This window comes from Anaeromassilibacillus sp. Marseille-P3371 (assembly GCF_900169665.1).
Lineage (GTDB): Bacteria > Bacillota > Clostridia > Oscillospirales > Acutalibacteraceae > Anaeromassilibacillus.
On sequence record NZ_LT835157.1, the window covers coordinates 1,174,909 to 1,187,782 of the forward strand.

At 44.4% G+C, this 12,874-nt stretch carries 12 protein-coding genes; 6 read left to right on the forward strand and 6 right to left on the reverse strand.

The features are described 5' to 3' along the window. Window positions 1–12: 12 nt before the first annotated feature. Together B9Y59_RS03995 and B9Y59_RS04000 are read right to left on the reverse strand one after the other, a co-directional pair. Window positions 13–1,905, reverse strand: a complete 1,893-nt coding sequence (locus B9Y59_RS03995) for an ABC-F family ATP-binding cassette domain-containing protein (protein ID WP_085531932.1) — start codon at window positions 1,903–1,905, stop codon at window positions 13–15. Window positions 1,906–2,000: 95 nt separating this feature from the next. Then, window positions 2,001–2,438 carry a hypothetical protein gene (locus tag B9Y59_RS04000; protein WP_054323652.1) on the reverse strand — a complete coding sequence of 146 codons (438 nt, stop codon included), beginning with the start codon at window positions 2,436–2,438 and terminating at the stop codon, window positions 2,001–2,003. Window positions 2,439–2,697: 259 nt separating this feature from the next. Between B9Y59_RS04000 and B9Y59_RS04005 the strand changes: the two genes are divergently transcribed. Together B9Y59_RS04005 and nrdR are read left to right on the forward strand one after the other, a co-directional pair. Continuing rightward, window positions 2,698–3,480, forward strand: coding sequence for a sugar phosphate isomerase/epimerase family protein (locus B9Y59_RS04005; RefSeq protein ID WP_143255229.1), 783 nt, complete (start codon window positions 2,698–2,700; stop codon window positions 3,478–3,480). 104 nt (window positions 3,481–3,584) lie between these two features. Beyond that, window positions 3,585–4,049, forward strand: a complete 465-nt coding sequence (nrdR, locus tag B9Y59_RS04010) for a transcriptional regulator NrdR (RefSeq protein ID WP_054323650.1) — start codon at window positions 3,585–3,587, stop codon at window positions 4,047–4,049. Window positions 4,050–4,416: 367 nt separating this feature from the next. On the opposite strand, the gene B9Y59_RS04015 is transcribed toward nrdR, so the two are convergent. The 3 genes from B9Y59_RS04015 to B9Y59_RS04030 form a co-directional block, all read right to left on the reverse strand. Beyond that, window positions 4,417–4,623 carry a helix-turn-helix domain-containing protein gene (locus B9Y59_RS04015; protein WP_085531936.1) on the reverse strand — a complete coding sequence of 69 codons (207 nt, stop codon included), beginning with the start codon at window positions 4,621–4,623 and terminating at the stop codon, window positions 4,417–4,419. 963 nt (window positions 4,624–5,586) lie between these two features. After that, a complete protein-coding gene (locus B9Y59_RS04025; protein WP_054323647.1) occupies window positions 5,587–5,967 on the reverse strand; it encodes a DUF4363 family protein in 381 nt (126 codons plus the stop codon). Then, the gene (locus B9Y59_RS04030) at window positions 5,964–6,647 is read right to left on the reverse strand and encodes a DUF421 domain-containing protein (RefSeq protein WP_085534496.1); all 684 of its coding nucleotides are present in this window, start codon (window positions 6,645–6,647) and stop codon (window positions 5,964–5,966) included. Before B9Y59_RS04030 ends, B9Y59_RS04025 begins: the two co-directional genes overlap by 4 nt. Before the next feature lie 144 nt (window positions 6,648–6,791). Here B9Y59_RS04030 and B9Y59_RS04035 point away from each other — a divergent pair, with 144 nt between their 5' ends. The 4 genes from B9Y59_RS04035 (at window position 6,792) to mtnN (ending at window position 11,361) form a co-directional block, all read left to right on the forward strand. Further along, window positions 6,792–8,267 carry a spore germination protein gene (locus tag B9Y59_RS04035; protein WP_242967242.1) on the forward strand — a complete coding sequence of 492 codons (1,476 nt, stop codon included), beginning with the start codon at window positions 6,792–6,794 and terminating at the stop codon, window positions 8,265–8,267. After that, window positions 8,264–9,382, forward strand: a complete 1,119-nt coding sequence (locus B9Y59_RS04040; protein WP_085531938.1) for a GerAB/ArcD/ProY family transporter — start codon at window positions 8,264–8,266, stop codon at window positions 9,380–9,382. The genes B9Y59_RS04035 and B9Y59_RS04040 overlap by 4 nt, the downstream gene beginning before the upstream one ends. Next, window positions 9,379–10,515 carry a Ger(x)C family spore germination protein gene (locus tag B9Y59_RS04045; RefSeq protein WP_085531940.1) on the forward strand — a complete coding sequence of 379 codons (1,137 nt, stop codon included), beginning with the start codon at window positions 9,379–9,381 and terminating at the stop codon, window positions 10,513–10,515. Before B9Y59_RS04040 ends, B9Y59_RS04045 begins: the two co-directional genes overlap by 4 nt. A 153-nt stretch (window positions 10,516–10,668) precedes the next feature. Beyond that, window positions 10,669–11,361, forward strand: coding sequence for a 5'-methylthioadenosine/S-adenosylhomocysteine nucleosidase (gene mtnN, locus B9Y59_RS04050; RefSeq protein WP_085531942.1), 693 nt, complete (start codon window positions 10,669–10,671; stop codon window positions 11,359–11,361). Between the two features lie 209 nt (window positions 11,362–11,570). Here the strand turns inward: mtnN and B9Y59_RS04055 are convergent, their stop codons facing one another. Continuing rightward, on the reverse strand, window positions 11,571–12,863 hold the full coding sequence (locus B9Y59_RS04055) for a 2-hydroxyacyl-CoA dehydratase (protein WP_085531944.1): 1,293 nt from the start codon (window positions 12,861–12,863) through the stop codon (window positions 11,571–11,573). Between the last annotated feature and the right edge of the window lie 11 nt (window positions 12,864–12,874).

Genomic DNA, 12,874 nt, shown 5'->3' on the forward strand with positions numbered 1-12,874 from the left:
TATAAGGGAGCTCTATTCCCCCAATTTCTCACTCAAGGTACTCCATTCGAGAAATAGCTCATCATTTTTCACGCGCAATTCTTCCAATTTTTGCGCAAGCTCAATGGTAGCCTGATAATCGCTTGCTACTTCTGGATTCTCAAGTTCTGCCTCTGTGTTTGCAATGGCCTGTTCGGTTTCCTCAATCTGTGTTTCCAGGCGGCGCAAAGCCGCACGATCTTTGCGAATAGCAGCCTCCCGCTCTTTGCGAAGTTTATACGCGTTTACTTTCGGAGCGGCTTTTTGGGTTTCCTGAACGGCAGTAGCCTTGGCTTTTTCCAGATAACTGTCATAGTTTCCGATGTATTCCTTCACACCTGTTTCGTCTAAGAAATAGACGCGATCTGCTATTTTATTGATGAGATAGCGGTCGTGCGATACAATCAACAATGTGCCCTCGTAACTTTGCAAAGCGGTTTCAAGCGCTTCACAGGAACCGATGTCCAAATGGTTGGTCGGTTCGTCAAGAAGCAAAAAGTTATCGCGCGAGAGCATCAAACGAAGCAATAACACACGCGCACGTTCGCCGCCAGAGAGCGAGGCAACACTTTTGAATACATCTTCTCCTCTAAAGAGAAAGACTGCCAAAGCGTTTCGGATTTCTGTCTGCGTCATCTGAGGATAGCTATCCCATATTTCATCCAATACGTTCTTTTCGGGATGAAGACCTTCCTGAATCTGGTCGTAATATCCCGTCTCGATTCCTGCGCCAAAGCGAACTTCTCCCTTTGTGGGGTGATTTATCCCCAAAAGGGTCTTGAAAAGGGAGGTTTTTCCGCAACCATTGGGGCCGATTAAAAAAACCCGTTCTCCGCGGCGAATATGCATATTGACGTCTTGGAAGAGCTTTTTCTCTCCAAAAGAAAGGGACAAATTTTCCACCGAAAGCACATCATTGCCGCCACGCTGCCGGATTCCAAAATCAAAGTGGATGGATTCGACTTCTTCATCTGGACGCTCCAATGTACTTTCCAGTCGTTCGATCATCTTCAGTTTGCTTTCTGCTGTCTTGATATTCTTTTCCCGGTTCCACTGCCGCTGTTGTGCGACAATCCCTTCCAAACGGTGAATCTCGCGCGTTGTATTCTCATATTTGCGCTGGACCGCGAGGTTGTCCTCTTCCTTTTGGCGGAGATAATTGGTATAGTTCCCCTTATAGAGGGTTAGTTTGTGATTTTCCATCTCGAAGGTACGGTTTGTAATGCGGTCCAGAAAATATCGATCATGTGAGATAACGATAAATGCGCCTGAATAGGCGCGAAGAAAATCTTCCAGCCATTCCACGGATGGAATGTCCAGATGGTTGGTTGGCTCATCCAGAAGTAGGAGGTTGGCGCCACAGAGCAACATTTTAGCCAACTGCAATTTTGCTTTTTGGCCGCCACTCAGCACACCGATCGGCATTCCCATTTGCTCATCGTCAAAACCAAGGCCCAAAAGAGTAGAACGTGCCCGTGCCCGGCAGGTGAGCCCTCCCTGGCGGACAAATTGGTCGTTGAGGAGCGCTTGCCGGTCAATCAGTTCGTCGGAAGGATGTGCTTGCAATGCATGATTGATTTCTTCCAGTTCCTTTTCCATTGCCAGAAGGCTGGAAAAAACCGTGAGAACCTCACTGTATGCACTGCGTTCCAAATCGCGACAGACATGCTGCTCCATATAGCCCAACACGGTGGCGTTTGCCTGATAGATTTCGCCACGATCCGCGTCAATCTCCCCAGTTAGAATCTTAAACAGCGTTGTCTTTCCTGAACCATTGACGCCCACCAAACCGACACGGTCATTTTCCTGGATTTCAAAGGAGGCGTTTTGAAATACTAAATCGGTTCCATAGGATTTATTCAAATTGCTTGCACTCAGCAAAGCCATGGAAATTCTCCTTTTGCAGGCCAGGTGGCCTGGCCATAAAAATAGGGAACGCCAATGGGCGTTCCCTACCATTATAAAGAATTCAAAGCGTGAAATCAAGATAGATGCTGCTTTAATACTTCAATCGATTTCTGCTGTCCACGAATAAATTCTTCTGCAAGTTTTTTTGCGCCGGCATCGGCTTCATCGAGCTGATTGAGTTTTTTGGTCATATCTACAATTCCCATAGTTGTCCCATTGATCATCATTTCAGCAATATGAGTTGGAGAGGAATCCATAAGCGTATTCATTTGAACGGAACCCCAGAGCATCGCTTTTTTCATGGCGGATTCGGGGTCCGGGGTTTCTCCGGCCTCTGCCAGCATGCGTTCTGTTTTGACCGCAAGGCCTTTGTAAGTCTGACGCTGCCGTTCAATCTCTTCGCGAAGGCCTTCGTCCTTTACTTTGGGAGTGACCAGATTGGCCGCCTCGATCCCCATATGAGAAGCCTGATATAACTCTTTTAAAAGTTGAACATTTTGATTTTGTACCATCGTTTTATGCCGCCTTTCTTTTTTTCATTAGTATGTGCGGACTTCTATACGATTAACCTGGCTTTTTTGAAGGACGAATGGTATAATAAACATCGCAGTGTAAGCATAGGCTGACAAAATATGAACGGGTATTTTTAGTTGACCAATCCTTTAAGGAATCAAAATTAGATGAAAAATTACTTTATATTTTCGAAGGATACAGTAGTTTCTTGTAAAGTATGGCTCATAGTTAGCAGTAGGAAGATGAGGTGTATCAATCATGCGAATGGGAATTTCCACGGCCTGTTTATATCCGTTGGAATTGGAACGTTCCTTTCAGACATTGCTTTCAATGGATTTCCGGTTGTTTGAAGTGTTTTTAAATACCTTTTCAGAGTTTACGCCAAATTACCTGCGTGAATTGCGAACAATGGCAGATGTTTATGGGGCAGAGATCAAGTCGGTACATCCGTTTACATCTGGTTATGAAGGCTTTTTGTTATTTTCCGAATATGAACGGCGTTTTCAGGATAGTTTGGAGTTTTATAAGCATTATTTTGAAGCAGCAAACTACTTGGGGGCATCCATCGTTGTGCTACATGGCCAGCGGGACTATGCCAGCGCCAACATTTCGGAATCGACCTATTTTGAGCGATATGCAGCCCTTTTCGAACTGGGGCAGAGCTATGGTATCACAGTAGCGCAGGAGAATGTCAATAAATTCCGCAGTGAGTCGCCAGGATTTATCCGCCGGATGCGCGACTATCTTGGAGAGGAATGTGCCTTTGTCATCGATTTGAAACAGGCTGTGCGGGCAGGGCAAGACCCTTTCACGATGTGTGAAGCCATGGGAGAACGGATCATCCATGTGCACATCAACGACAACGCACCCGGCTATGACTGTTTGCTTCCCGGACGGGGGACGGTTGATTTCCAGCGGTTTCGCAATCTATTGCTGGAGTTTCATTACCAAGGCGATCTGATTATCGAGGTTTATCGGAAAAATTTTTCAAACCTTACAGAGTTACAGGAAGCGAGAGAAATTGTCCAACAGCTGACATGAAGGAAAAATACACCATATTCGTATAAAACGGCTTGCATTTTTTCTTACAAATATGCTACAATTTGATAAAACCATACAAAATTTGTTGTGGAGGGGTTATAGCTGTGAAATGTCCGTATTGTGGTTATGATGAAAGTAAAGTGATCGATTCTCGCCCTACGGACGAAGGAGAACGCATTCGGCGGCGTAGGGAATGTTTAAAATGTGGCAAACGTTTTACGACCTATGAGGTGATTGAAACGGTTCCCATCATTGTGATTAAAAAGGATAAATCCCGTGAAAGTTTTGACCGCAATAAATTGTTGAATGGTCTTCTACGTGCTTGTGAGAAACGACCGGTTTCCATCGATACTTTGGAACGGCTGGTGGATGAGATCGAGGGGAGTTTACAAAATTCATTGGATCGAGAGGTTCCATCCAGCTTGATTGGAAAATATGCGATGGAAAAGCTAAAAAATATTGATGAAGTAGCTTATGTACGCTTTGCTTCTGTGTACCGGGAATTTAAAGATATTGCAACATTCAAGGAAGAACTGGATCGCATGTTAAAAGCGCGTAGAGCACCATGAAAAATCAAAAAGGATGGCGCTTTTCGGTAGCTACTCAAGTATCAACAAACGGATAAAAGGGTAGCAGCCATACAGAGTGCAAAGAAAGACGGGTAAGAAGTAATTGCTTGTTGCCTGCCTTTTCTTTCCTGTTACGCAATAGAAGCCGATTTTTAAGGGTAGACAAAAAACTTACTCTGTTATTTTAACGTTCTGAATCCCCCATAAATCAAAGGAAAATCAATCTCTACTGCGTAACAATCCCATAATAAATTGAGGGCGAAAGCAGTTTACTGATTTCGTTCTCTTGACATCCCAAAAGCAAAGACACAAAAGCTGTCAAGGGCATGAGTTTACCCTTGATAGCTTTTTCTGTTTTTGCTACCTCCTATCGGTTGAAGCGAAACTTCAATAAGGCTTCAATCGGTTTAGCCTTTAATCTGTCCTGTATATCATCGTTGATATGATGCCCTTGATAGGTTGACAGATATTTGATACGTTCGGCATAGCGCTGCAATACTGCGTCTACCTCTTCCACTTCTCCGTCAAGGGCTTTTTCGATTACCTCAAAGGGTATCAGCTTCTTATTCCTCATGCTCGGTTTTCTCCTATTCCTTTCTTAGCCATTTTGATACCACCAACTTCTAGTAATTTGCTGTGCTTCTGTTGTGCCCATGCATGTTCCCAACTTTTTCGTCCGTATAGCCAAGAAAAAAGTAGGACAATGTGTCTTTGCACCGGAAATCTGCATAATGTGTTTGCTAATCTTCTGCTTACCGTCATAACTTCTTGTCCTTGCACGACAAAGGCGGTCAGTTTATCGCACGATTAAAGTAGTTGTCTGTTGTAAAAGGTTTAAAAGGTGTTTCAGACATTAGATAATCAAAAGATACTTCCTGCTTCTGCTTCCGTCCAAAATCCCGATATGCGCTAAATGCTGCTTTGCAGAGAACGACTTTACAAAAGGCGGGAAACATATTCTCGATCGCTCCTTATATTCTGCGGAATAGTTCATTTTCACCTTTTCTTCTCAGTAGGGAGGTAAGGAAGTGTTGCCCCCGAAATAAATATAGGGAAATACACAATATAGGCAATCCCACTTGCACTTCTTGTGTTTTTAGCAATTCCCCAAACGAATAGAGCGATTTTTCAACATCATAAAGAAAATTGTTGTTGGGAAAAGGGCTTTCTGCGATTCGATATTTTGAGGAGCCATCTTGCGCGAAGTATGTTGAAGCCCACCCGTCAGAACCTATCTTGAACAAATGATATGCAAAAGATACAAGCAAGAAAATCCGCGCTGTGATAAAGGAAAAAGGGGAACCGTGGGAACACCTCTGCACCAATTCGTCCTAGGTCGTAAATTTTTGTAGTGTTTTTCATGGTTTTCTCAATTCCAGTTTTGATGCTGTTTGTAAGTGAAATCAATGCATAAATATATAAAAATAGAATGCATTATCGGTGATATTTATAAATATTAGAAAAAAGACTGTCTTGCTGATAAATATACAGCAGGACAGTCCTTTTTAGGATAGGATGAAAAAGAAAGGAGGAAGAACTACAAAATATTCTCTAAAATAGGCATTTCGGCCTCTCTCAAGCTGGCAATTTGTGCGGCAGTACGAGCACACTCGGAACTGAACGCATCCACGGCTCCATGTTGTAACAGTGGGGATAAAGATGCAAGGGATAGATCGATTTCTTCTAAACGTGTGTGCTGAATATATGTGGACAGAATCCGATGGAATTTCTTCCAATGGGTTTGTGCTTCATTACTCAACTCTTGCGCGCGGACAAGATTGCCTTCCTCTGCGGCGGTATAAGCTTCCTGTAACGTGTGATTCAATTCATCCGATAGGCTCATGGTTGTGCTCAATCCCCAGGTACAGAGGGCAAGCAGAATCACTAATATAATTGCTGCGGCCCAGAGCCGTCTCATGATACCGCCTCCTTTTCTTTCGGAATGATATTGTAATCTCCTTTTGTGTTGGCTGTCATGATGAACACATCTTCCAGCTTGATATTCTTGGCGTGAAGAATACCAAGAATCCATTCGGAACTTTTATTACAGAGTTTGGTCGCAAATTCAGAGATAACTCCATCGCTGATCACTACGGTTTCAATCCCCGTATTTGGGAGGGCGACTCCCATCATGCCGGCGGTTGGCGTCTCCTTGTCCGGCTTTTTGATTACACTAAGCTTGCCGTTCGTTTCGATGATGGCATAAGCAACATCCTCCAAGCTGAAAACACTTTTTTGACGAAGCTGCTCGCCTAAATCTTCCGTAGACATACGCAGGCGTTTCATCTCTGATTGAATCAACCGTCCATCGCTAATAACAACAATCGGCCTTCCACAGACCAAGCGACGGAATTTTGGAATCTTAAGCATGAGAACAGAGACGGCAATTTCACACATCACCAACACTGCAATGGGGATAAAACCACTCACCAATGGTTGACCGGTATCCTGCATAGGAATTGCCGCAATGTCGGAGATCAGGAGGGTTACCACCAGCTCGCTGGTCTGTAGTTCACTGATCTGGCGTTTGCCCATAAGCCTCACTGCTATAATAATCACTATGTATAGCAGCAGGGTACGAATAAGAGAAATAATCATTGCAATGCCACCATTCTCTCGAAGTTTTGTTTCCATATTCAGTATGGACTGATTCAAACGATTTATGCGAAGCATTTGGCCAAAGGATTCTCATGCATAAATAGAAGCAAGTTTGGCAAAGTTAACCGTGATGAGGTGATTGCGATGATGACAGCTTCTCTAAAAGAAAACTTATCCTATTTTAATCAGCAGTTTGATGGAAGCGCTGACTTTATTGTGCGCCAATTTCAAATCACCGGAACAGATGCGGCTCTTCTTACCTTGGAAGGGATGGTCAATAAGCAGGTGATTGTACAAGGAATCATGAATCCAATCATGCATGCAACCATACTGGACCAAGACCCGGTCAAAAAATTTGAGTACATTCGTGACAATACATTGGCGACAGTGGATCAGGCAGAGGTGGACACATACGACGCTGCGATGCAGAAATTGATGAATGGTTTCGCTCTGCTTGCAATCGACGGATGTATCCGTATGATGGCTTTTAGTGTACAGGGTTTTTCCTTCCGAGGGATATCCGAACCACAGAACGAAGTGACGCAACGTGGATCACGGGAGGGATTTGTAGAACCGTTTTTGATCAATATGTCCATGATCCGCAGGAGAATGCACACCCCAAAACTCAAATTTGAGATATTTACGGTGGGAAAAGAAAGCAAAACCAATATCTGTCTGTGCTATCTGCGGGATTCAGTGTCTCCAGGAGTTCTTAGCAAGGTACGAAAGCGATTAAACGATCTACAGATCGATACGGTGTTGGCTGCGGGGTATATTTCTCCACAGCTGGTACGGCGAAACAGCCATTTTATTTTCAGCGGAGTCGGACTGTCGGAGCGGCCGGACACAGTATGCGGAAAGATCAATGAGGGCCGAGTGGCGATTATTATCGATGGAACTCCCAATGTTCTAATCGTTCCACATCTGTTCATCGAAAATTTTCAGAGCTTTGATGACTATGCATTCCGTCCTTTTTACGCCACATTTACTCGTTGGTTAAAGTTTTTTTCGTTCTTTTTGGCGGTATTTTTACCGGGATTTTATGTTTCCGCAACAACGTTCCACCCAGAATTGCTTCCAGAAGCGTTGATGCTCAAGATCGCGCAGTCCGAAGCAACAACCCCTTTCCCTGTGATGTTGGAAGCGATTGTAATCCATTTTCTCTATGAGATTATGCGTGAAGCTGGTTTACGTGTACCGCAACCGCTCAGCAATGCAGTAAGTATTGTTGGCGCACTGGTCATCGGGGAAACGGCGGTGACCTCCGGCCTAGTAGGGGCTCCTACCTTGATGGTGATTGCATTGACGGCTACAGCATCCTACGTAACGCCCAACCTCTACGGACCGGTTACGATTATGCGTTTCATATTCATTATAGTAGGCGGTACTCTGGGCTTCTGGGGATTGGCGTTGTGTCTGATGGTATTGTTGGTCAACATTTGTGCGGAGATGGTCTATCGGATTCCATACAGCGCTCCGATCTCACCTTTCCATCTTCGCAGTATGCGCGACGTCCTTATCCGCGCGAGCTGGCGTGTTCTTGCCAGGGATGTTGAAATGGTACAAAACATGCCCGGTTCCGAAATCAAAAATTCAGATCAAAAAGGGAAGCAACTATGATGCAGAAACGATATTGTATCAGTGCAGGACAGCTCTTTGCCATCTTATTTGTCAATCGAAGTGTAATTATGCTTACGCATAACACTTTGTTAGGTGGTGGAGAGAATATGATGGATAATATTCTTTCCGCCCTGTTGGCGTTAGGACTGAATTTTGTCCTGATTCTTCCGCTTTATTTTTTGCATCGCCGGAATCCACAGGAAAATATTTTGGACAGCGGAGAACGGCTGGTAGGAAAGCCGGGATTAATTCTGCTGGCCGTATTTTACGGGCTATACTTCATGGCGATCGACAGCTATTATCTCTCCTTTTTCCAGATTTTTTTAAACAATATCATGGAACCGCTGATGCCGGTTTGGTTGATCGCCTTGACGTTTATCGCAGTAGTGTGCTATGCGGCATATCAAGGGATTGAAGCCGTAGCGCGCACCGCGGGTTTTGCATTGGCAATTATCGTTATCGGGATGGTATGGATCGGCGTGGCCTTACTGCCCAAAATTCAGATGATTAACTATGATCCCTTTCTATATAATGGCCCTAAGCAGACGATCGTTGGAACAACACTTTTTCTGGCACGCAGCACAGGATTTACCACGATGGCCCTGTTGCTTCCGCGGGTAAATGGAAAGAAAAAACTAAAGTTTTGCATTTGGAATGTTAGCATCTATGGTTTGATGATTTTCCTACTGTTGGGAATGATTGGCGTAGGGGGAAGTTACCTGAAGAACCAGTTGTTCCCGGTCTATACAGCCGCCTCTCTGGCGGATGCAGGTGTATTAGAGCGTCTGGATGTGGTATTCATCACCATCTGGGTTGCAGGGCTTTTTATCCAGATGTCTACAGATGCCTATCTGTTTATGGCATGCTTGCGAAAAGTAGCCAATAAGAAAGTTAGCCGGATTGCTTTGCCTATAGCTGCTTCACTGGTAGCAATTCTTTCAATAACTGTGACACGATCGTTGCCGTTACAAAAAATCTTTTATGGGGTTCCTCTTCTGTTTACAATCACGGTTACAGCAGCGGTTGGGATACCATTGGTTCTATTACTGATTGATTTGGTACGGAAAAAGAAAAGAATTCCTGCAAAAACGCAGGAAGGGGAGGGAGAAGCGTGAAAAAGTCCATTATACGGACAGCGGTGGTGGTTCTCATGCTGACATCGTTCCTCTTCCTACAGGGATGTAGTTATCAAGTACAATTAAGTCAACGTTCACTGATACAGGGAATCGGTATTGACTATGAATCTGGGACGTACCGGGCAACCGTCCAAGTAACACAGGTGAGCAATCAGGAAGAGAATGTGGTAACCATTATAAAGGGCGAGGGAGATTCCGCAATGGATGCACTCAATGCGGTTACGCTGTTTAATGGGAAAAAACCGCTGTATAGTCACAGTTTGATCCTAGTGTTGGGACGCAGCTGTGCAGAAGAAGGGCTCAGCCATGTGATGGACTTTTTTATCCGTTATCCGGAGTCCCATCCTACGGTCAATATTTTAATGGCAGACCATCTTGCAGAAGAAATCCTCAGTACCAAACAAGAGGATGGCAAGTACATGCAGGCTCGTGATATTGCGGAACTTGCCAAGGGCGGGAGGTACAATGGGGAGACTGTTCAGACAGAGACTTTGGATGTCATCAATCAGCTGCGTGGCGAAGGGTCTTCTCCCTATCTTCCCATTGTCCGGCAAGAAGGCGAGGCGGTGGTTTCCAGTGGTACAGCAGTGTTTTCCGGAGATCAGCTGGTTGCAGATTTAGATGAGCGGGAAACCAGAGGCCTGTTGTTGTTAAATGGAAGATTGCGCAATGGGACTGCAGTGGTCGAGTCACCGGAGATTGGGCGGGTTACATTGGAGCTGGAAGAAGCAAAGACCCAAATTACGCCCCAAGTTGCAGGAGAAACTCTGCATTTTCTGATTGAGGTAAAAGGTGGCGCGACCATTGGCGCAGCAGATATGCCGAGTGGCAGGTCGTTGGATAATAAAATGTATGAAGAGGTAGGAGAACTCCTGGAAGAGCAGCTCAAGCAGAACTGCGAAGAGGTCATTGCTGCATGCATACAGGAAAATCACAGCGATATCTTCAATTTTGGCCGTCGTGTGTATCAAACGTATCCAAGCTATTGGAAACAACATGGGACAAATTGGAATGAAGAAATGGCTGAAGCAGGTTATGAAGTGCATGTAGAAATTCAACTACGGCGTGGCGGACAAGAGATTACCGGACTACAGAGTGATGTGAATATGTAAAGGGGACAAAGATTGTTGGGTACTTTCAAAATCCTTTTACCTTCATTGTCTCCGAAAAGATTTCGTCGATTTTACTGATTTGTATCTGTTGAAATACGTCAAATTGAATTGTATAATAAACCTAACACATTTCAATTTGTGAGGGTAGTAGTCGTGAAAGTTGGAATCGTATGTGCTGGAGATGTAGAGCTTGAGCCATTCTTGCCAATATTAAACGTTTGTAAAGTGACTGAAAGGGCCATGCTGAGGTTCTATGAAGGACAGGTAGAAGGAATCAAAGTTGTTGCTTTGTTTTCGGGGGTATGTAAGGTAAATGCCGCCATAGCGTCACAAATTTTAATAGACCTATTCGGTGTAAATATGATTATTAATTCTGGGACAGCGGGCGGAATGGATCCTAAACTTGAAATATTTGATACAGTGATTTCTACGGAAGTTTGCTACCATGATGTTGCCGCCGACATTTTGACGGAATTTCATCCTGGGATGAAGTCGATTTTTTTTGAAGCAGATCGTGAACTGATAGAACTAACTAAAGTTGCCGTCAAAAAATTACGACAAGAAGGACATGTGTTCTGGGGACGGATGGTTACAGGGGAATCCTTTATAACCGATGAGGGAAGGCAAAAAATCAATAGTGAATTTACCCCTTTAACGGTGGACATGGAAACTGCAAGTATTGCTCATGTGTGTTACGTGAACAGCATACCGTTTATTTCAATCAGATGTGTTACGGACACAGCTGCATATAGTGGAATTGACAATTTTGAAGAAAACTGTGCCAAAGCCTCAATGATTGCAAAAGATATTACTGTGGCTTTATTAAATGAACTTGGTAGTAAGTAAAACCAGGGAGATAGTCATGGGAATTTTGGTCTTGTCCCTTCTTGCTCGGCTCGGTGAAGAACTCTTAAAATAGGCATTGGTGTGTATGGAAGCTGAAAAGAGCGTCCATTAGAGTATCAGGATTTTGAAAGTAGTAAGGGATTAACAGCAAAAAGCAGCAAACGAAACTCGTTTGCTGCTTTTTATCTTTTTGCTTGAATAAAAGGATACTATTTAACCATCTTTTGCCCCTGTTGGGCTGCTAATTTTTCGCGGGCCACCGCAAGCATCAACTTAATGCGGTTTTCTTGGTTGACACGGGTGGCACTGGGATCATAATCAATCGGAACAATGTTGGAATTTGGAGCCACTTCGCGAAGACGATGGATCATCCCTTTCCCACAGATATGGTTGGGCAGACACCCAAACGGCTGTGCACAAACGATGTTTTCATATCCAGCTTCTGAAAGCTCCAACATTTCTGCCGTGAGCAGCCAGCCCTCGCCCATTTTATCTCCATAGCCAATTATACCCTTAACAAGGCTTTTGATATGCTCATAAGAGGCAGGAGCGTAAAACTTTGGCTCTGTCTTGACGGCGCGAATTAGTGCGTCCTGCATCTTAGTAGCGTATTCCATCAGAAGGTTGACCACAGCGTACTTTGCTTTACTACCGCCATAGAGTTTGATGTCCTCCAAACGATTGTCCACTTTAAACTGAACGAAGGACATCAAGCCAGGGACATTGACCTCACACCCCTGTTCTGCTAGAAAATCCTCCAGATGGTTGTTGGCAAATGCAGCATATTTGACGTAGATCTCTCCGACAATCCCAACTTTGATCTTTGGAGTTTTTTTGATCGGAATGGAGGCAAAATCTTTTACAATGCGCAGAAGGTTCGCCTCTTCTTTTTTCAATCCCATACCTTCGCTTTGCCGGAACTGTTTACAAAGTTCTGCCGTCCACTTTTGCACCATACGTTTGCTGGCGCCAGGTTCAACTTCATAGGGCTTTACTTGGTTGTCCAGAAGCATCAGCGCGTCGCCATAGATGACAGCAGCGACCATCTTTCGGATCATCGGAAGCGTAATGGAAAAGCCTGGATTATGTTCCAAACCGGATAGGTTCAGGGAGATAACCGGAACCTGATCGAACCCAGCCTTGTGCAAGGCTTTGCGCAACAGATGGATGTAATTGCTGGCGCGGCAGCCGCCGCCAGTCTGAGTGATGATAAGTGCTGTGCGGTCCAGATCGTATTTTCCACTTTTAAGCGCATCAATGAACTGCCCAATGACCAATAGAGCGGGATAGCAGGTATCATTATGCACATACTTGAGCCCTTCTTGTACGATGTTGGGACCGCTGGTGGTCAGTAGTTCTGCTTTATAGCCATAGCTCCGAAATACGTCCACAAACAATTCAAAATGAATGGGCAACATCATCGGGCACAGAATGGTGTATTCCTTTTTCATCTCCTTCGTAAATAGGAGACGGCCATTTTTATCGAATTTTAATTCTGCCATTGTATTCTCCT

Excerpts from the sequence above, each read along its gene's own strand:
- B9Y59_RS03995 (WP_085531932.1), bottom strand. The coding sequence starts at position 1,905 with ATGGCTTTGCTGAGTGCAAGCAATTTGAATAAATCCTATGGAACCGAT.
- B9Y59_RS04000 (WP_054323652.1), bottom strand. The coding sequence starts at position 2,438 with ATGGTACAAAATCAAAATGTTCAACTTTTAAAAGAGTTATATCAGGCT.
- B9Y59_RS04005 (WP_143255229.1), top strand. The coding sequence starts at position 2,698 with ATGCGAATGGGAATTTCCACGGCCTGTTTATATCCGTTGGAATTGGAA.
- B9Y59_RS04015 (WP_085531936.1), bottom strand. The coding sequence starts at position 4,623 with ATGAGGAATAAGAAGCTGATACCCTTTGAGGTAATCGAAAAAGCCCTT.
- B9Y59_RS04025 (WP_054323647.1), bottom strand. The coding sequence starts at position 5,967 with ATGAGACGGCTCTGGGCCGCAGCAATTATATTAGTGATTCTGCTTGCC.
- B9Y59_RS04030 (WP_085534496.1), bottom strand. The coding sequence starts at position 6,647 with ATGATTATTTCTCTTATTCGTACCCTGCTGCTATACATAGTGATTATT.
- B9Y59_RS04035 (WP_242967242.1), top strand. The coding sequence starts at position 6,792 with ATGATGACAGCTTCTCTAAAAGAAAACTTATCCTATTTTAATCAGCAG.
- B9Y59_RS04040 (WP_085531938.1), top strand. The coding sequence starts at position 8,264 with ATGATGCAGAAACGATATTGTATCAGTGCAGGACAGCTCTTTGCCATC.
- B9Y59_RS04055 (WP_085531944.1), bottom strand. The coding sequence starts at position 12,863 with ATGGCAGAATTAAAATTCGATAAAAATGGCCGTCTCCTATTTACGAAG.